Consider the following 18,490-nt stretch of genomic DNA (forward strand, 5'->3'; position numbering starts at 1 on the left):
GCAGATCGTGACATGACACATCCTGAAAGTTACGATCTGCTGGCTACCGCCGTACTGCTGGTTGACAGGCAAGGTGATGTTGCTTTCGCCAACAGCAGCGCTGAAGAGCTGTTTGGTTTGTCGCGGCGCCAGATGCAGGGTATTCCGGCTCTGGCGCTGTTTCAGCCTGACTCGACCCTCGATATCCATTTTTCTGACGCAATCACCGGAAAATTTGGCATATTACGACAGGACGCCAGTATTCGTGCGTCGGGTGGATTGGGAATTGCAGTGAATCTGGCCGTTGTCCCGCTGGAACACCAGCCCTGGGCGGCCTTGCTTGAAATTCGCGGGCTTGACCAGCATGACTTGCTGGATCGAACCTTGCAACTCAGTAAAGAGCTGGATGTCCAGCGCGAGTCGCTGCGCAATCTTGCCCATGAAGTGAAGAACCCGCTGGGGGTATTCGAGGTGCGGCCCAGTTGCTTGAGGTCGAGCTGGATGACTCGTCGCTACGTGAATACACCCGAGTGATTGTGGCCGAGGCCGATCGTCTGACCAGCCTGATCGACCGATTGATCGCCCCGCAAGGCGATACCCTGGCACGGGTGCGTTTCAATATCCATGAAGTCTGCGAGCGGGTATACACGCTGGTCAGCGCCGAGTTTGCACAACGCATCCGTTTTGTGCGCGATTACGACGCTTCGGTGCCTGATCTGGTGGGGGACTTGCCCAGGCTGGTACAGGCCTTGCTGAATATTGCCCGCAATGCGTGTCAGGCCCTGACTGAACACCCGGGTGATGAGCCGCCCAAGCTGGTGTTCCGTACACGAATTGGTCGCCAACTGGTCCTGGCGACCCGGCCGGTACGTATGGGTGTCATTGTTTCGGTGATTGATAACGGCCCCGGCGTGCCTGCCGACTTGCAGGAAAAGATATTTCATCCACTGGTTACCGGTCGTGCCAGTGGCAGTGGGCTTGGCTTGAGCCTGGCTCAGGAATTTGTGCAGCAGCATGGCGGTGTGATCGAGTTCGATTCACGCAAAGGTCATACCGAATTTCGTATGGTGCTGCCGTTGGAGTAGATGATGAAACCGGTCTGGATAGTCGATGATGATCAAAGCATCCGTTGGGTGCTCGAAAAAGCCCTGTCCCGGGTTCAGATCTCGACCAAGTCATTCGAGTGCGCGGATGACATGCTTGAGGCACTGAGCCACGAAACGCCTGCGGTTCTGGTCACCGATGTGCGTATGCCTGGTAAAGACGGCTTGACGTTGCTTCAAGAAATTAAAGCAGCGCACCCGAACATGCCGGTGATCGTCATGACGGCGTATACCGACCTGAACAGCACCGTGGCGGCGTTCAAGAAAGGGGCGTTTGACTATCTGCCCAAGCCGTTTGACATCAATGACGCAGTTTCGCTGGTGCAACGGGCGATTCCTGCGGAACCCGAGCCCGAGAGCTCAGCGCCTCTGGTGCCCCCATTGCACCATTAAAGCCGCGTCTTGGCGATGGACCTGACTCACCGGCGCCGGTCATGATGAAGTCGTCGTCAGTCGCCATGCAGGAAGTGTTTCGTGCCATTGGCCGATTGGCGGTATCACCGGCCACCGTGCTGATCACCGGTGAGTCGGGTACGGGTAAAGAATTGATCGCACGCGCATTGCATCAGCACAGTCCGCGCGCTTCAGGGCCTTTCGTGGCGCTCAATGCCGCTGCGATTCCCCGTGACTTGCTTGAGGCCGAACTGTTTGGCCATGAAAAAGGGGCGTTTACCGGCGCCACACAACAGCGTAGGGGCCGGTTCGAAGAGGCTCACGGGGGCACGTTGTTTCTGGACGAAATCGGCGACATGCCCTTCGAGCTGCAAACCCGGTTATTGCGGGTCCTTGCTGAAGGCAGTTTCTACCGGGTGGGCGGTTCGCAGGCTATTTCCGTCGACGTCCGAATTGTGGCGGCAACCCATCAACCGCTTGAGCAGCGCGTGGCCCAAGGGCAGTTCCGCGAAGACTTGTTTCATCGTTTGAACGTGATTCGCCTGCGGCTGCCGCCGCTGCGTGAGCGCAAGGAAGACATCCCGGCATTGGCCGAACTTTTCCTGCAAAACAGTGCGCGCTCTTTGGGCGTTGCCCGACGTCGTCTGACGCTGGCTGCGCTTGAGGCCTTGAAAGCCTTTGATTATCCGGGCAATATCCGCCAGCTTGAGAACTTCTGCCATTGGCTCACCGTCATGTCGTCAGGGCAACTGGTTGACGTCAAGGATTTGCCTCCCGAGATTTCGGCGGCCAACGCACGTCGTCTTGAGGCCATGACGGGCAGTGCACAGACCGTGCCGCCATCCGTTTCAGGGGCAGGGACATCGGCAACGGCGATGCCAGCGGGGGCCGGCCAGCCGTTGCTGGCGCAGTGGAAAGATCTGCTGGCACGCACGGCGCAAGAAAAACTTGACCGCAATGAGCCCGCTATCATGGCCACCCTGACGCGTGAGTTTGAAAGTTGCCTGATTACCACTGCGTTGCGCCACAGTCGGGATCGTAAAGCCGAAGCCGCCCAACGATTGGGAATTGGTCGCAATACGCTGACCCGGAAGTGCCAGGAACTGGGTATCCGGGCCGGTGACTGAGGGCCGGGCCGAAGCAGGCCATGAGCCTGCCTGCGCTGGCCCGAGTCAATAAGACGGCAGATGAAATGAGCTGCTTAATCTTTCTTGCGTGTGTCGTGCTTTAGCAAGCGTTCTTTTTCGCGCGCCCAGTCTTTATCTCGTGCCGTATCGCGCTTGTCATGCAATTTTTTGCCACGCCCCAGCCCGAAATCCAGCTTGATACGGCCATTTTTGTAATGCAGGTTCAGCGGTACCAGCGTGTAGCCACGTTGCTCGACCTTGCCGATCAGCTTGCTGATTTCCTCGGCCCGCAACAGCAATTTGCGGGTTCGGGTGTTATTCGGGTGAACATGGGTGGACGCCGTGGCCAGCGGGCTGATGTGCATGCCGATGATGAACAATTCGCCATCGCGCACAATAACGTAGCTTTCCTTGATCTGAACATGGCCAGCCCTGATGGCCTTGACTTCCCAGCCCTCCAGGACGAGACCGGCCTCGAAGCGCTCTTCGATGAAGTAGTCGTGGGTGGCTTTGCGGTTTTCGACGATGCTCATGTATGGGTAAAGCTATAAACGGTAAAATGAATCTGACATTCTAGCGACTTACTTCATTCAATGCATACTGTTCAACGATCTGTCCTCGTCCCCCATACCTGTGCCCAAATGTTCGATCTGGTTGCCGACGTTGAGAAATACCCCGAATTCATGCCCTGGTGCGGTGGTTCGGTGGTGCAGTCGCGCGACGATCACGGCATGCAAGCCTCAATTACCATCAGCTTTGCCGGTATCAAACAATCGTTTACGACCAGAAACCATCACGACTATCCGCGCCAGATTGACTTCGAACTGGTCGATGGCCCGTTCTCACGCCTGTCGGGCAAGTGGGAATTCAAAGAACTGGCACCAGATGCCTGCAAGGTGATTTACACCATGGAATACGCGTTTTCCAATCGGGCCCTTGAAATGGTGGTAGGTCCGGTGTTCAACCGTATTGCCTCCAGTTTCATCGATTCGTTCACCCAGCGGGCCCAGGATTGCTATGGCTGACGTCTCGCTGCAGGCTATTGAAGCCACGGGTATCCAGGTTGAAGTCATGCTGGCCTGGCCAGACCATTGCTGGCGCAAGGCTCTGGTGCTCCCTGCAGGGGCCACCGTGGCCGATGCGTTGGCAGCCAGCGGCGTTGCTGCCGAGTATCCCGACCTTTTTAGCGAGGCTCTGTCCGTCGGTATTTACGGGGTGGCTTGCCCGTTGACGCACACGGTTTCGCCCGCTGACCGTATCGAGATTTATCGGCCACTGCAGTTTGACCCCAAAGAATCGCGCCGCCGCCGCGCTCCACAAACTGGCGCAAAAGCGGGCCGGAAAGCTGGCCGCCGGGCGTATGCGCAAGGCCCGGCGCCTGGCCGCACCGCCACCTTGATGTGGGTCAGCCAGACCGTTATCGCGCGGTAGTTGCCATCCTGTTGTGCCCCTGACCCTAACGTTCTTCTTACCCTTTACGCCAGCCGCCCATGACACAACCCTTCAGCGTTGCGCCGGTCTTATTCGAAACACTTCCAACCCAAAGTGGTTACCACGTCGGTGTGGCCTGGCTGAACCAGCCGCAGGCCCTCAACGGTTTGTCGCTGGAAATGGCCCAAGCCTTGCAGGCGCAGCTCAATGCCTGGGAGGCTGACCCTGCAGTCGCCGTGGTCGTATTACGGGGTAGCGGTGAAAAGGCCTTTTGTGCGGGTGGCGATTTGCAAACCATTTACAAGAGCCTTCCGGCGGTCCCCACGCATGACGGCTGGGCCAATGACTATCTGAAGACCTTCTTTCGGGTCGAATACGCCCTGGATCATCACATCCACTGCTACAGCAAGCCCGTAGTGTGCTGGGCTAACGGTATCGTCATGGGGGTGGTGCCGGCCTCATGATGGGGGCCAGTCACCGGATAGGCACGCCGTCAACCCGGTTCGCCATGCCGGAAACCACTATTGGCATGTTTCCCGATGTGGGTGGGACCTGGCTGTTAAACCGAATGCCGCCCGGCGTTGGCCGGTTTCTGGCCATGACCGGCACCAGCATCGGCGTCGCCGATGCCCACGCATTAGGTGTCATCAACTATGTTTTACCCGATACGGCGTGGCCTGAGCTTTTAAATGCACTGGGTACGGTCTCGTGGGGTCAAAGCCGTATGCAAAATGATGCGGTCGTGCACGCCTGTCTGGAAACCCTTGGTCTTGGCACACCCGAACCGGGTCCGGTTATCCGCCACACCCCGGAAATGGCCCGTTGGTGCGCCGGACCAGACTGGTATCAGGTGTACCAGACGCTAACGGGTTTACACGGATCTGATGACGTCTGGCTTTCGCAGGCAGCGCAACGCCTGAACAAAGCTTGCCCGGCGACAGTTGCCCTGTCATTTGAAATGCTGAAACGGGGTCAATATTTATCGTTGGCGCAGATATTCCAGATGGAGTATACCGTCGCACTGAATGCGACCGCCCGTGGCGATTTTCGCGAAGGGATCCGGGCCTTGCTCATTGAAAAAACCGGTAACCCCAAGTGGTCACCGGCTGGCGCAGATCTGGTCAACACGACCCTGATTGACGCGTTTTTGTACCGCCGTGGCCCGACGACGAACCCCATCCATTGGCCGTACTGGGGTATTGAGCTTCAGTCGTGCGGGTCAATCGGGTAAGGCAATTCGGCCAAGGTAACCATTGGCCCCTGCGGGTTGCCCAGACGAAAATCAGCCTGACCAATATCAGCCAGTTGCACTTCAAGCAGAAGATGTGTTGTGCCACCTGAATTGACGGCATTCACAATGCGCCCGACAGGGCCATCAGGCGCATTGGCATTGAACGTGTCTTGCCCGGCCAGTGTCGTGGCGTCCAGGCTGTTGTCGGTAACAACCCCGCGAGCCATGCGCCGCTTGACCGTGCCGCGGTAATGGCTGCGTGCCACCACCTCTTGCCCTGGGTAGCAACCCTTTGTGAAACTGACCCCGCCAATCAGGTCGAAGTTCAGGGTTTGCGGAATGAAAAGCTCTTGGTTGGCCAGTTCAACCCAGGGCAAACCGGCGGCGATGTCGTCAGCCGCCCACCGGCGGGTGGCATCGTCGGCGAGCCCTTGAGGTTCATCCGTATTTTGTTGATGTGACGCAACGAACCACCAGCGGGCCGGCGCCTCTGTTGCAGAGGGTGCCGCCACAAACATGCCCTGGGCGGTGGTTGTGACCTGCCAAGCCTGAGCCGATGCCGGCAAGTCATCAAGAAGGCAGCTCGGGGGCAGGGCGTTGTTGCCCTTGTCGGCCGTGACGCCGTAAACCACTACGGGCAACAGGGCCAGTTTGACTTTGGCACGCAGGACAAACATCGACAAACGTTTTACTATGGCAGGCGCGATATCGCGTTTAACCAAGGCTCTGTAGACCGGTTCGGGTGCATCATGCGCTTTCCACACAACCAGGCTGGCCAGCATACGACCTTTAGGCGTGCAATAGGCCGCCAGACAGGCCGTGTCTTTCGACAGGCCATTGATGTCGTTGCTTAATTGCCCCTGCAAAAAAGCAGCGGTGTCTGCACCAGTGGCTTCAATAACAGCCAGGTCAGGCAAAAGGGCGGTGGTGTACGGGGTGTTTGTCATACGTAAACTAAGCGATTAAAAACGTTGGTCGTTAACGCTTTATCATAGCGGTCTTTCTGCATGGGTGCAGGTATAGTCGGGCTGACGACAGGGCTTTGCGTCCTGGTTCGGGCTCCTGGAACTGAATGGCAAGTTTTCTGAAAAAATAGTTATCGGGTTGGTGGTACTGGTTGTACTGGGTCTAGGTGTCATCGTCGGTGGTGGCTGGTATTGGGCTAACGCTCCCGTCACCCTCCAGGGTGAGACGGCGCGTTATCCCGTACAAAGCGGCAGCGGGCTGCGTGCCATTGCCCGCAGCATGAACGACAACGGCATCCGTATTCAGGAAGACCTGTTCGTGGGGTTGGCACGGCTGCTCGAATTTGATACCCGTATCAAAGCGGGCACCTACGAGGCCAGCCCCGGCGACTCGCCGCTGGCATTGCTCGAACGCATGGCCAGCGGCGACATGTTGCTAAGCCGCCTGACCCTTCCCGAAGGCTGGACGTATGCGCAAATACGCCAGGCCTTGCGCGTAAATCCTGACGTACGTCAGACCCTCGACGACAGTTCTGATGAAGAGCTGATGGAGCAACTGGGCATTGACAGCTCCAGCCCCGAAGGCTGGTTCTATCCCGATACCTACATCTTTGCACCGGGCACGCCTGACATCGACATCTTGCGCCGAGCCTACGCCTCGCAACAGGCCATACTGGACGAACTTTGGGAAAAGCGTGCGCCGGAACTGCCTTTGAAATCACCTTATGAAGCACTGGTGCTGGCGTCGATCATTGAAAAGGAAACCGGTCATTCCGAAGACCGGGGCCGGGTCGGCGGGGTGTTCATCAATCGGCTGCGCATCGGTATGCCGCTGCAAACCGACCCGACAGTCATTTACGGTATGGGCGATAAATACCAGGGGCGTATCCGCAAGGCTGATCTGCAAGCGGACACCCCTGGAACACCTACACCCGTGGCGGCCTGCCGCCGACACCCATCGCTAATAGCGGTCGCGCAGCCCTTGAGGCTGCCCTGAACCCGGAGCAGCACAAGTACCTTTATTTTGTGGCACGCGGTGATGGCACCAGTGAATTTTCTGAAAATCTGCGCCAGCACAACAATGCCGTCGCCAAATACATTCTTGGGCGTTGACTCATGGCAATCAAAAAAGGTTTGTTTCTGACGCTCGAAGGGCTCGATGGGGCCGGCAAAAGCACCCATGTCGATTGGCTGGTCAGCCGCTTACAGTCGCATGGGCTTGATGTCGTGTGTACCCGTGAACCGGGCGGCACTGCGCTGGGCGAGACCCTGCGCAGCCTGTTGCTTGCCGAACCCATGCACCTGAAAACCGAGACACTCCTGATGTTTGCGGCACGATGCGAGCATCTCGAAGCGGTGATTCGCCCAGCCCTGGCCCGAGGCGCCTGGGTGGTCTGCGACCGGTTTACCGATGCCACCTTTGCCTACCAGGGGAGGTCGTCAGTTGGGCGGCCCCGCCATTGAAGCACTCGAGGGCTGGGTGCATCCTGACCTGCAGCCTGACCGTACCTGGCTGTTTGATGTGCCGCTTGACGTCGCCCGCACCCGCTTATCGGCCAGCCGCACGCTCGATCGTTTTGAGAAAGAAGACGAAGCTTTCTTTTGCGGACGCGCCAGGCGTATCACCAGCGTGTCGGTGCTGATCCCGGCCGTTTCACTGTCGTTGATGCAACACGTTCCATCGAAGCGATTCGTGAATGTTTATATCTCGAGATCGAAACGCTGGTCACTGACTGGCAAACGAAGAAACCGGCCAGCGGGCTTATGAGCAAACCCGAAGTCAAGGCGACGCAGGCTTATGACTGACGCCGCCATTCCTGTTTTTTGCCCTGGCAACACGAAACGGCACAACGCTGGCTGGCCGATCGTGAACGATTCGCTCACGCCTGGCTGATTCACGGGTTGGCCGGTATCGGCAAGACGCAATTCGCGCTGGCGGCCGCCACGGCCTTGCTGTGCGAGAATCCGCAGTCGGGTATGGCGTGCGGGCGTTGTTCTGCCTGCCAATGGGTGGCCTTGGGCAATCACCCTGATTTGCGACGCATTCGTCCGGATGCCGTGGCCGCGCTTGAAGGCGATGATACCGAGCCTGCAGATGCCGGTGGCGATGAGTCCACAGCGACTTCAAAAAAACCTTGTCCAAAGAAATCCGTATAGACCAGCTGCGGCAGTTGCACACCTGGTTCAACACGGCTACGCATCGCGGGGGTTATCGTGTTGCGGTTATTTACCCAGCCGAGTCGATGAATGCGATTTCGGCAAATGCCTTGCTCAAGGTGCTTGAAGAGCCCCGGCCAATACGGTGTTTTTGCTGGTTGCCGATGCACCTGACCGCCTGTTGCCGACACTGGTGTCACGCTGTCGTCGTCTGCCCCTGGCCGTTCCCGACCAGGCCTGGCGCATTGACTGGATGCGGGCACAAGGGGTCAACGATCCGCAAACCTGGCTCGATGCCGCCGGAGGCGCGCCCTTGAAGGCGCTGAAGGCCGCACAAGGCAATGAGTCGGCCTGTCCGCCCTGGCTGATGCGGTTGGCACAAGAGGCGCTTGCCCCGGCAACGCCCGATGTGGGGCCCATTGCTGACGCCCTCGAGAAGATACCGGTGGCAGAGTGGGTCGATGTATTGCAGCGCTGGTTTGTCGATCTGATGCTGGCCCTGCATTCAGCACCAGCCCGGTATTACCCTGATCTGGCCGAACGAACCGGGAAACTGGCCCGGTCGGCTTCCGCCCAGGCCCTGGCCGACACCGCACGCTGGCTGACGCAGCAGCGCGCGCTGGCGGATCACCCCTGAATGCCAAATTGCTTGCCCACACCACCGCACAACGTGTCTTGCTGGCGCTGGCACGTGGGCCAGTACAATAGCCAGACACTGCTTTACAAGCTCAATAATGCCTTATAAGCCCAACGCTTTTCCATCGTTCATTGTTTATGTACATCGATTCCCACTGTCATCTGGATTTCCCCGAGCTTGCCCAGGACCTTGACGCTATTTTGGCGCGCATGCAGCAAAATCAGGTCAGTCATGCGCTCGTCGTCAGCGTCAACATGCCAAATTGGCCCCGGTTGCTTGAACTGGTCAAGCCGCACGATTGTCTGTATGCCTCCGTGGGCGTACACCCCGATTATGAAGATGCGGAAGAACCGACGGTTGACGGGTTGGTCGAGCGCGCCCGATCGTCAGAAAAGGTCGTGGCCATCGGGGAAACCGGGCTTGATTACTTCAGGCTTTCCGAGCCCCTGGACTGGCAGCGCGAGCGTTTTCGTACCCATATCAGGGCAGCCCGTCAGGTTGATTTACCGCTGATTGTGCATACCCGCAATGCGCGTGAAGACACCTTGCGCATCATGCGTGAAGAGGGCGCTGATCAGTGCAGAGGCGTGTTGCACTGCTTCACCGAGTCATGGGAAATGGCCCAGGCGGCGATCGACATGAATTTTTATATTTCACTGTCAGGCATTGTCACGTTCAAAAAAGCGGTTGACCTTCAAGCGGTTGCAGCCCAGGTCCCGCTCGACCGTCTGTTGATTGAAACCGACTCACCCTACCTTGCACCGGTGCCTCACCGAGGCAAGACCAATGACCCTTCCAAGGTCATTCATGTCGCCGAGAAAATCGCGGAACTGCGCGGTATCACTGTGGCCGAAGTGGCTCGACAGACCACTGAAAATTTCTTCCGGTTGTTCAACAAAGTCCCTCACGGAGCACATTATGGCTGATTCAGGAATGCCTGCAGGCTGGCCGTTATTACGCGCCGGCGTTGCTGCTGTAGCGCTGGCGTTTACCACCTCGGTGGCCGCAGTATCGCCCAACTGGTGGGTTGATGTTGCCAACGACCGTGTTGAAAAAGTAAAGACCGAGCTGGCGTTGGGCGAAGACCCCAATGTCAAGACGGCCGCAGGGCAGCCGGCCATCATGCAGGCCATTCAGGATCAGGCCTGGGGGTGTACGACCTTTTGGCCAGCCACCGAGCGCTGAACGTCAACATCGCAAACCAGAATAACGAGACCCCGCTGATGTATCTGGCGATCGTAGGTGATCTGGTGCGTGCCAAGGCACTGGTTGCGCGCGGGGCCGAAATCAATCGGCTGGGCTGGACCCCACTGCATTATGCGGCATCGAAAGGGCAGGTCGATATGGTGCGCTATCTGCTGGCCAACAAGGCGCTGGTTGATGCCCCCGCACCCGATGGAACGACGCCACTGATGATGGCGGCGTTCTCTGGCAGTGATGATACCGTGCGTGCCTTGCTCGATGCCGGTGCCGAGGTCACTACCCGGAATCTGTCAAAGCTTGATGCCGCCGACTGGGCGCGCAACAAAAACTTCAACTCGCTGGCTGACCGGTTGCAGAAACTGATCAAAGATACCGTGGCACAACGTAATACCGCCCGAGCCCGTAATGCTGCGCAGGCTGCCGTACCTGCCGCGGTTGACCTAACGGGAAGCGCGGTTACACCAATGGGTTCCGATGCGGTGTCGATCGGTGGCAATGGTGCATCGACAGGTAGCGGTTCCGGCAGCGGCCCGACAACGTCCGGGACGAATCGTCTTGATGGGCCCATGTCAGTGCCGCCCGGGTTGCAAAGCCCGCCATCGGTCATGCCGGCAGGAACACCACCCCGGTTGGCACCGGACCCGGCCCAATCCGGTGACACCGAGGGCACATCACGTTATTTTGACCTTGACCGTTTCAAATAACGTTCAAGCCCCGCGTGGCAAGAACTCGGGGCGCAAAACGCCCCGCAAGGCGTCGTAGGGTATCAGCAGTTCAGGCTGACCTGACGAATATGGAGCCAGCTCGTAAGACCCGTACTTCACGACCACCCCCATGTCTGTCAGCGCAAAATTGTCACTGGGCTGGAAGGGCCATAAACGCAGATAACCTTCGGGGTCGCTCTGGTAAGGGTCTTGGGTTTCGAGCCACCGGCCATGAGCGGCCTTCAGGGCCTCAACCCAGGCGCCTGTTTTGCCAGGTTCCAGGATTTGCGCCAGCCCCAGCACAATCTGACGGGTGTTGTCCCAGTTCAGGAACTGGGTTGCTGAAACACCGTGGGCAGCGCCAGTAAAGTATTGCCAGGAATCCAGCTCGATAACGGTAAGACCCTGGCTGCAGTAGCGCGTTTTGGCCGCCAGAACGACCTCATCACGTGGTGCAGCCGTTTCCCAAAAGTAATGTTCAAAGCCGGCAATAGTGTCGTAAGGCGGAGGCTGATCGGGGTTAAGCCCTGTCATGATGGCTAACGCGTGATCAATCAGTTCCGTCAGCTTCGCGTGCCCGGGAAGCACCAGAGAATCTACCGTGAGTTTTGGACATTCACCCCGGCAACCCGGCTTGGTACGCTTGAGTTTGACGGGCTGTGTGAACAAACCATCTTTTTCGGTCTCGGAAACGACCTGGTTGGCCGGTACGAGCGTGATGTTCGGGCTGGGCGAACTGGCACAACCAGCCAGTACCAGCAGGGCCGCAATAGTGCTGACCCGTTGCCATGTATGAAACACCGTAGTCATGCTTACTTGACCGTGTGGGCACCCTGACCGAACAGGACCTTCTTGGCCTCGTCGGTCTGTACAGTGGGTTGTGGATTGACTTCGGCAGCCCTGGCGTAGGCGCGTTGTGTCGCCGGACGGGCCTGAATGGTTTCAAACCAGCGCTTCAGGTTGGGGAAGTCGTCAAGGTTCTGGCCTTGCTTGGGGTGAGACACAATCCAGGGGTAACTGGCCATGTCGGCAATCGAGTAAAAATCACCGGCCACAAATTCGCGGTCGGCCAGTCGCTTGTTCAGAACGCCATACAGACGCGCGGTTTCACGCACGTAGCGATCAATCGCATAAGGAATGCGTTCAGGGGCATACTGGGTGAAATGGTGGTTCTGGCCAGCCATGGGGCCAAGACCACCCATTTGCCAGAACAGCCACTGCATGACTTCGGTACGCTGGCGCAGATCGGTGGGCAGGAATTGCCCTGTTTTTTCAGCCAGATACTGAAGCATGGCCCCCGACTCAAAAATTGAAATGGGCTCACCGCCGTCGGCTGGAGCATGATCGACCATGGCCGGGATGCGGTTATTGGGTGCAATTTTCAGGAAATCAGGCTGGAATTGCTCGCCCTTGCCGATGTTGATGGGAATGATCGTGTAATCAAGGCCGGTTTCCTCAAGAAACAGCGTCACTTTATGGCCGTTGGGCGTGGTCCAGTAATACAGATCAATCATGGTTATCCTTCGAGTGCAGCGTTGATATCTTTTTCAAGGTCGGACGGGGCCGTGGTAGGCGCATAACGCGCAACAACACGGCCATCGCGGCCAACCAGAAACTTGGTGAAATTCCATTTGATGGCTTCGGACCCCAGCACACCTGGCCGGGACGACTTCAGCCACTGAAACAAGGGGTGGGCATTGACGCCATTGACATCGATCTTGTCAAACATCGGGAACGTGATGCGATAACGCGTATCGCAGAACTGGCGAATGTCATTGGCGTCGCCAGGCTCTTGCCCGCCAAACTGGTTGCACGGAAAACCCAGCACGGTAAACCCGCGCGCCTGAAATTTTTCGTACAAGGCTTGCAAGCCTTGGTATTGCGACGTAAAACCGCAATTGGAGGCCACATTGACAACAAGCACCACCTGACCCTGGTAGTGATCCAGGGGCTGCAAGGTGCCATCAAGCAAGGTGGCGCTGAACGTGTCGAGCGTCGTCATGGGGCTCAGTCATCCAGTTCGGGCGTATAACCGGCAGCCTGAATCACCGCGTGAACCTCGGCGGCTCCGGGAACATCTTCCACACGCACCTTGTGGTGCTCAAGGTCAAACTCAAGGTGAGCATGCGGAAATGCGTCATGCACGGCTTTGGTAATGGCGCCAATACAGTGGTTGCAGCTCATGTCATTAACCGTAAACTGGATCATGGTGTGCTCCTTTTCAAGTCAGGTAGGGACGCGTTGACAATAACCGAAGGATACCCGATAGCGGTTGCCGGCGTCATGCCCGATGCCGATTGACAAGCACCTGCATCAACGTGGGTCGCCGTTAACGAATACGGGCCTGGTCAATGAGGCGACCCCGGCCGGTAGAGCGCGTACCCGCCCAACACCAGACCCACCAGGGCCACCAGCGCCCCGGTAAGGGTAATGCCATGCCAGCCCGCATACTGGTATACCGCTGCCGCCGTTAACGACCCCAGTGCCCCGCCCATGAAATAAACGGTCATGTAACCGGAATTCAGCCGGTTGCGCATGTCGGGGTTGATGCGCATGACGGCGCTCATGTTGCTGACATGCAGCAGCTGGGCAGCCAGATCCAGCACGATGACCCCCAGTATCAGGGCCCACAATGATGACGTCGCAAACCACAGGGGAATCCATGACAGCAGCAGGACCACCAGCGCGATCAGGCTGGCCTCGCGGTTGTGCCCCCGGTCGCTGGCTTTGCCTGCCCAGTTGGCGGCCAGCGCCCCGGCAACACCTGCCAGACCGAACAAGCCAATAATGGCTTCGGAATACTGGTAGGGCGGCTGGCTGAGCAGGAAGGCCAGAGGCGTCCAGAACAGGGCGAACAGCACGAACGACAGAAAACCCAGCAGGGCGCGAGTACGTAATACGGGATGTTGGATGACCAACCAAATGACAGACGAAATCAGCTGTGTATAGACGATTGACGTCTGTTGGCGGTGGTTGGGCAACGAGCGCCAGATCAACCCGGCCAGTAGGAGCATCACGAACGACGCCACGAAATAGACGGTACGCCAGTTGCCCAGGCTGGCCAGGGCTCCGGAAATGGTACGACCCAGTAAAATGCCGATCAACAGGCCGCTCATGACCATGCCGACGGCACGCCCTTTGGATTCGGCCGGGGCCAGCAGGGCCGCAAATGGTACCAGCATCTGGGTGACGGCAGAAAACAGCCCGGTGATGACGGTGCCCAGAAGCAACAGGTTAAGGTTTGACGACAGGGCACTGGTCAACAACCCCAGTGCCGTCAGCACCATCATCCCGGTGATCAGGCCTTTCTTTTCAAATTTATCGCCCAGGGTACCAGTAACAGCAAGCCAATGCCATAGCCGATCTGCGATGCCGTGACAATGACGCCAACGGCGGCGTACGACACGCCGAATTCGTTGGCAATGGTGTCAAGCAAAGGCTGCGGGTAGTAATTGCTGGCCACCGCCGCACCGGCGGCGATGGTCATCAGCCAAAGCTGAAACAGGTTCACAACGTGTGCTCCGGCCAGGCCCAGCCAGTGATTTCAGCGCGATCCACCCCGTGTTCGTGAGCATGGCTGACACTGTCGATGCGCCGTGCCTTGAGCCATTCCTTGAAATGTGCACTGGCGTCACGCACGCGGGGCACATGATCCAGTACATCGATAGCCAGACTGTAACGGTCGACACCATTGAGAATGGCCAGTTCGAGCGGGGTGTTGATGTTGCCTTTTTCGCGATAGCCGCGTACATGAAAATTCGTATGATTGGCGCGTCGATACACCAGTCGGTGAATCAGCCAGGGGTAGCCGTGGAATGCAAAAATAACGGGTTTGTCACGGGTAAACAGCGCATCGAAGTCGGCATCGGAAAGGCCATGCGGGTGGGCCGAATCCGATTGCAGGCGGAACAGGTCAACCACGTTCACAAAGCGGACTTTGAGGTCGGGGGCATGCCCGCGCAGAAGGGCCGCAGCCGCCAAGGCTTCCTGGGTAATGATGTCGCCCGCACTGGCGATGACGACATCAGGCTCGACACCCGCATCGGTGCTGGCCCAAGGCCAGATACCCACGCCTTTGGTGCAGTGTTCGACAGCCTGATCCATGTTGAGCCAGGCCAAATGTGGCTGCTTGTCAGAGACAATAACGTTGACATAATTTGTGCTGCGCAAACAATGATTGGTGACGCTGAGCATGCAGTTGGCATCGGGTGGCAAATAGATACGCGCCACTTCAGCGCTTTTATTGCAAACCACATCAAGAAAGCCAGGGTCTTGATGCGTGAACCCATTATGGTCTTGACGCCACACCAGCGATGACACCACGATATTCAGCGAGGCCACCGGCGCGCGCCAGTGAGCTTCAAGGCGACATTTATCCAGCCATTTGGCATGCTGGTTCACCATTGAGTCAACAATATGCACGAAGGACTCATAGGTGTTGAACAGCCCGTGGCGCCCGGTCAGCAGATACCCTTCAAGCCAGCCCTCAAGGGTGTGCTCGCTTAGCATTTCCATGACACGCCCGTCGGTGGCAAGGAAGCCGCCATCGGCATCCTGTTCAATATGGTCGGCCAGCCAGGTTTTGCCGGTTACTTCGTAAGCCGCCTGAAAACGGTTCGAGGCGTTTTCATCGGGGCTGAACAGGCGGAAATTGTTCGGGTTGCTCTTGATGATGTCGCGAATGAAAACCCCCGCCGTACCGGTGGGGACACCCGGTTCTGCCCTGGGGTTTCAACAGACACCGCGTAATGACGAAAATCAGGCAGCTTCAACGGCTGGCGCAGCCGGCCCCCGTTGGCATGCGGGTTGGCCCCCATGCGACGTTCACCCACAGGTGACAGGGTTAGTACTTCAGGGCGGGGTCGCCCATCGGCGTCGAACAGCGTGTCAGGCTGGTAGCTGCGAAGCCATGCTTCAAGCAGCTTCAGCTGTTCCGGGTCGGTATGCACGTCGGCCAGCGGCACCTGATGCGACCGCCAGGAGCCTTCAATGGCATGACCTTTCCATTCTTTGGGGCCGGTCCAGCCTTTGGGTGTGCGCAGAACGATCATGGGCCAGCGCGGGCGGCTGGCCACGCCCGACCGGCGTGCTTCAGACTGGGCGCGGCGAATATCTTCAATGCAGGTATCCAGTGTCGCTGCCATGGCCTGATGCATGGCTTGCGGTTCTTCGCCTTCTACAAAATAAGGTGTCCAGCCGTAGCCTTTGAACAAGTCTTCCAGCTCGTCATGCGAGATGCGCGATAGCACGGTGGGGTTGGCAATTTTGTAGCCGTTCAGGTGCAGAATGGGCAACACCGCCCCGTCGTGTATGGGGTTCAGGAACTTGTTGCTGTGCCACGCCGTGGCCAGCGGGCCGGTTTCGGCCTCGCCATCGCCTACCACGGCGGCCACAATCAGATCGGGGTTGTCATAGGCCGCGCCAAACGCATGCGACAGGCAATAGCCCAGCTCGCCGCCTTCGTGAATTGAACCGGGCACTTCAGGGGTGCAATGGCTACCCAATTGCCCCGGGAATGAGAACGCGCGGAACAGGGCCGTCATGCCCGCCTTGTCGCGACTTTTCTCGGGGAATACGTCGGAATAACTGCCCTCCAGCCAGGTTTGAGCCAGGACGGCCGGTGCCCCATGCCCTGGGCCAGACAGGTAAATCATGTTCAGGTCATGGTTACGAATGACCCGGTTCAGGTGCGTATAAACAAATGTCTGACCAGGGCTTGAACCCCAATGCCCCAGCAGGCGCTGTTTGATGTGACCCGGTTCAAGCGGCTGTTCAAGCAGCACGTTGTCACGCAAATAGATCATGCCTGCGCCAAGATAGTTGCTGGCTCGCCACCAGGCATCCAGCTGGCCAATCTCTTGTTGTGACAAATTGTTTAATGTTTTATTTTTTACAGACATCGGGATGGCTCCTGACTAAAGGCGGTGGCTGGCGATGAAACATGTTCAAGCTGGCTGGCGCTAAAGCATGATCAAGTTTAACGCCTGTGCGTATGCATAACGTTAAGTTACTTTCGATAACTTTTAATATCTACTTGGTGTTTGATAAAACGGCGTAATGAAAAAGAAAAAATGAACGATACGAATATCATTTTTTCATATTCAAACCACTGTACGCTGGAGTATCTTGTGGCAGCTTTCAAGGCGGGCCGCGAAGGGGACTTCCATTATTACCATTGCCATTGTTGCCCGTAACACCTTGCTGCGTACGGGGCTGGAGCAGTTGCTGGCCAGAGTCGTGCCCGACGCCACTTTACAGGGATTTGGTTATGCAGACCTTGAGCGGGTTTCACCCACGGCCTTCCCGCCCGACGTACTTCTGCTGTCCATCGCATCACCCGAACGCCTGGGGTCTCTTGTGGCCGCCAGCATCAAGGTGTTTACACCCAAACGCATCATCGTCATGGCGGAAGGGTTTCCCGACCCTGGCAGTATCGAGACCCTGCCGCTTCAGGCCGTAGGCTACATCGATAAGTCATCAGCGCCCGATGTCTTTATAAACGGCGTACGCAGGGTGTTTGATGGTCATACCTGTTTTCCTTGGCCTGTCTCGGGGCGAGTGGGCATCGTTTCTGATCGTACGTCTGTGGTTGCAGCACGTATTCCGATCCGGCCACCTGCACAACTCCTATCCGCAACGTTGCCGGCCGATGCATCCGCTGTCTATACCTTTCCGACAGCAGCGTCGCGCCAACCTGAAGCGGCGGGCATAGCCGTTCCGAACGAAGCCTGCCAGCTGGGCCTGACACCACGCCAGTACGCGGTTCTGGTCTTGTTGTCCCGAGGGCTGTCCCTGAAAGCCGTGGCACGCGAGCTTGATATTTCATTGGGTACCGCCAAGGCACACACTGAAGCCATGTACCAACGGCTGGGCGCCCATAATCGTAACGAAGCTGTTTATATTGCACACCAGAAAGGGGCGCGACTTCTGAACGACACGGGCCCGCAAGAGGGTCAGGCATACGCCTGAAACAAACTCGAAACAAGGCGCGATGTTTCACATGAAGAAACGCGCTGCCAGTGTTTCTTTGATTAAATTCCCCTTGACTCAACGCGAATCATTGACCTGACGGGCCACCCATCGGGCCACGTCGTTACCTAACTGTGACGCCGCGTCACCAAAAGCTCCGATCACAGCATCGAACTCGGTGCCATCAACAGTACGGCTTACGCTGAACGGGAATGCCGCGATAATTCGATTGGTTTGGGCGTGGGTCAAGGTGGCATCAAGCCGGATTCTGACCTGGCGATGGCCGTCACGTTCGTAGACCTGAAAATCGGTCAATTCACCACCCAGGTGGTAATTTGCGCGCGCGGTTGTGGCGTCGGTGGTCACCGCCTGCCACTGATTACTGGCCCTGAGCATCTGCACCAACTGATTACGCACGATACCCGGCACCTGGTCATTCCAGCGTACACCCTGATAAGCCATCACCTGATAGGGTGCCTGCGATACGAGAATGCGATCACTGTTCAGGGTCGGGCTGGCGACAGGGGTGTTGACACGCAAAACACGACGTTCAACGGCAAAGGGTTCAGGCACTGTGTCAGGCCGGGTCAA

15 protein-coding genes and 7 pseudogenes are annotated in these 18,490 nt (G+C 57.7%); 12 read left to right on the forward strand and 10 right to left on the reverse strand.

All coding sequences use genetic code 11. The features are described from left to right. The first annotated feature begins 12 nt into the window (after positions 1-12). Together glnL and ntrC are read left to right on the forward strand one after the other, a co-directional pair. A pseudogene (gene glnL / locus N7E01_RS17335) lies at positions 13-1,064 on the forward strand (nitrogen regulation protein NR(II)). 3 nt (positions 1,065-1,067) lie between these two features. Further along, positions 1,068-2,602, forward strand: a pseudogene (gene ntrC / locus N7E01_RS17340) (nitrogen regulation protein NR(I)). Between the two features lie 74 nt (positions 2,603-2,676). Here ntrC and smpB read toward each other — a convergent pair. Beyond that, positions 2,677-3,135, reverse strand: coding sequence for an SsrA-binding protein SmpB (smpB, locus tag N7E01_RS17345; RefSeq protein WP_289173779.1), 459 nt, complete (start codon positions 3,133-3,135; stop codon positions 2,677-2,679). A gap of 60 nt (positions 3,136-3,195) precedes the next feature. On the opposite strand from smpB, the gene N7E01_RS17350 reads away from it, so the two are divergent. The 3 genes and pseudogenes from N7E01_RS17350 (at position 3,196) to N7E01_RS17360 (ending at position 5,264) form a co-directional block, all read left to right on the forward strand. Next, positions 3,196-3,627, forward strand: a complete 432-nt coding sequence (locus N7E01_RS17350; protein WP_289173780.1) for a type II toxin-antitoxin system RatA family toxin — start codon at positions 3,196-3,198, stop codon at positions 3,625-3,627. Continuing rightward, positions 3,620-4,033, forward strand: a complete 414-nt coding sequence (locus N7E01_RS17355; protein ID WP_289173781.1) for an RnfH family protein — start codon at positions 3,620-3,622, stop codon at positions 4,031-4,033. The genes N7E01_RS17350 and N7E01_RS17355 overlap by 8 nt, the downstream gene beginning before the upstream one ends. Positions 4,034-4,212: 179 nt before the next feature. Continuing rightward, a pseudogene (locus N7E01_RS17360) lies at positions 4,213-5,264 on the forward strand (enoyl-CoA hydratase/isomerase family protein). Here N7E01_RS17360 and ygfZ read toward each other — a convergent pair. After that, entirely contained in the window at positions 5,240-6,211 is a 972-nt protein-coding gene (gene ygfZ / locus N7E01_RS17365) for a CAF17-like 4Fe-4S cluster assembly/insertion protein YgfZ (RefSeq protein ID WP_289173782.1), read from the reverse strand. The pseudogene N7E01_RS17360 and the gene ygfZ sit on opposite strands and share 25 nt — an antisense overlap. 145 nt (positions 6,212-6,356) lie before the next feature. Between ygfZ and mltG the strand changes: the two are divergent. From mltG to N7E01_RS17395, 6 genes and pseudogenes are all read left to right on the forward strand, one after another. Next, positions 6,357-7,342: pseudogene (mltG, locus tag N7E01_RS17370) on the forward strand (endolytic transglycosylase MltG). A gap of 3 nt (positions 7,343-7,345) precedes the next feature. After that, positions 7,346-8,035: pseudogene (gene tmk / locus N7E01_RS17375) on the forward strand (dTMP kinase). 18 nt (positions 8,036-8,053) lie between these two features. After that, a pseudogene (holB, locus tag N7E01_RS17380) lies at positions 8,054-9,094 on the forward strand (DNA polymerase III subunit delta'). 66 nt (positions 9,095-9,160) lie between these two features. Continuing rightward, a complete protein-coding gene (locus N7E01_RS17385; protein WP_289173783.1) occupies positions 9,161-9,949 on the forward strand; it encodes a TatD family hydrolase in 789 nt (262 codons plus the stop codon). Further along, positions 9,942-10,208: a hypothetical protein gene (locus tag N7E01_RS17390; RefSeq protein WP_289173784.1), complete on the forward strand. Its 267-nt coding sequence runs from the start codon at positions 9,942-9,944 to the stop codon at positions 10,206-10,208. Before N7E01_RS17385 ends, N7E01_RS17390 begins: the two co-directional genes overlap by 8 nt. Continuing rightward, complete coding sequence (locus N7E01_RS17395) at positions 10,187-10,930, forward strand: ankyrin repeat domain-containing protein (RefSeq protein ID WP_289173785.1); 744 nt, start codon at positions 10,187-10,189, stop codon at positions 10,928-10,930. The genes N7E01_RS17390 and N7E01_RS17395 overlap by 22 nt, the downstream gene beginning before the upstream one ends. Positions 10,931-10,933: 3 nt before the next feature. Here the strand turns inward: N7E01_RS17395 and N7E01_RS17400 are convergent, their stop codons facing one another. From N7E01_RS17400 to N7E01_RS17430, 7 genes and pseudogenes are all read right to left on the reverse strand, one after another. Further along, positions 10,934-11,740, reverse strand: coding sequence for an RsiV family protein (locus tag N7E01_RS17400; RefSeq protein ID WP_289173786.1), 807 nt, complete (start codon positions 11,738-11,740; stop codon positions 10,934-10,936). 2 nt (positions 11,741-11,742) lie between these two features. Continuing rightward, positions 11,743-12,444 carry a glutathione binding-like protein gene (locus tag N7E01_RS17405; protein ID WP_289173787.1) on the reverse strand — a complete coding sequence of 234 codons (702 nt, stop codon included), beginning with the start codon at positions 12,442-12,444 and terminating at the stop codon, positions 11,743-11,745. 2 nt (positions 12,445-12,446) lie between these two features. Beyond that, positions 12,447-12,932 (reverse strand): glutathione peroxidase, encoded by a 486-nt coding sequence (locus tag N7E01_RS17410; protein WP_289173788.1) that lies wholly within the window; start codon positions 12,930-12,932, stop codon positions 12,447-12,449. A 5-nt stretch (positions 12,933-12,937) separates the two neighbouring features. Continuing rightward, positions 12,938-13,138, reverse strand: a complete 201-nt coding sequence (locus N7E01_RS17415; RefSeq protein WP_289173789.1) for a heavy-metal-associated domain-containing protein — start codon at positions 13,136-13,138, stop codon at positions 12,938-12,940. Between the two features lie 140 nt (positions 13,139-13,278). Further along, positions 13,279-14,220 carry an MFS transporter gene (locus tag N7E01_RS17420; protein ID WP_289173790.1) on the reverse strand — a complete coding sequence of 314 codons (942 nt, stop codon included), beginning with the start codon at positions 14,218-14,220 and terminating at the stop codon, positions 13,279-13,281. 8 nt (positions 14,221-14,228) lie between these two features. Next, complete coding sequence (locus tag N7E01_RS17425; protein WP_289173791.1) at positions 14,229-14,441, reverse strand: hypothetical protein; 213 nt, start codon at positions 14,439-14,441, stop codon at positions 14,229-14,231. Then, a pseudogene (locus N7E01_RS17430) lies at positions 14,438-16,830 on the reverse strand (phosphoketolase family protein). Before N7E01_RS17430 ends, N7E01_RS17425 begins: the two are co-directional and overlap by 4 nt. 226 nt (positions 16,831-17,056) lie before the next feature. On the opposite strand from N7E01_RS17430, the gene N7E01_RS17435 reads away from it, so the two are divergent. Further along, complete coding sequence (locus N7E01_RS17435) at positions 17,057-17,899, forward strand: response regulator transcription factor (RefSeq protein ID WP_289173792.1); 843 nt, start codon at positions 17,057-17,059, stop codon at positions 17,897-17,899. A gap of 78 nt (positions 17,900-17,977) precedes the next feature. Here the strand turns inward: N7E01_RS17435 and N7E01_RS17440 are convergent, their stop codons facing one another. Then, entirely contained in the window at positions 17,978-18,472 is a 495-nt protein-coding gene (locus tag N7E01_RS17440) for an ABC-type transport auxiliary lipoprotein family protein (RefSeq protein WP_289173793.1), read from the reverse strand. Positions 18,473-18,490: the final 18 nt, after the last annotated feature.

This window comes from Neopusillimonas aromaticivorans, assembly GCF_030344915.1.
Taxonomy (GTDB): Bacteria; Pseudomonadota; Gammaproteobacteria; order Burkholderiales; family Burkholderiaceae_B; genus Neopusillimonas; species Neopusillimonas aromaticivorans.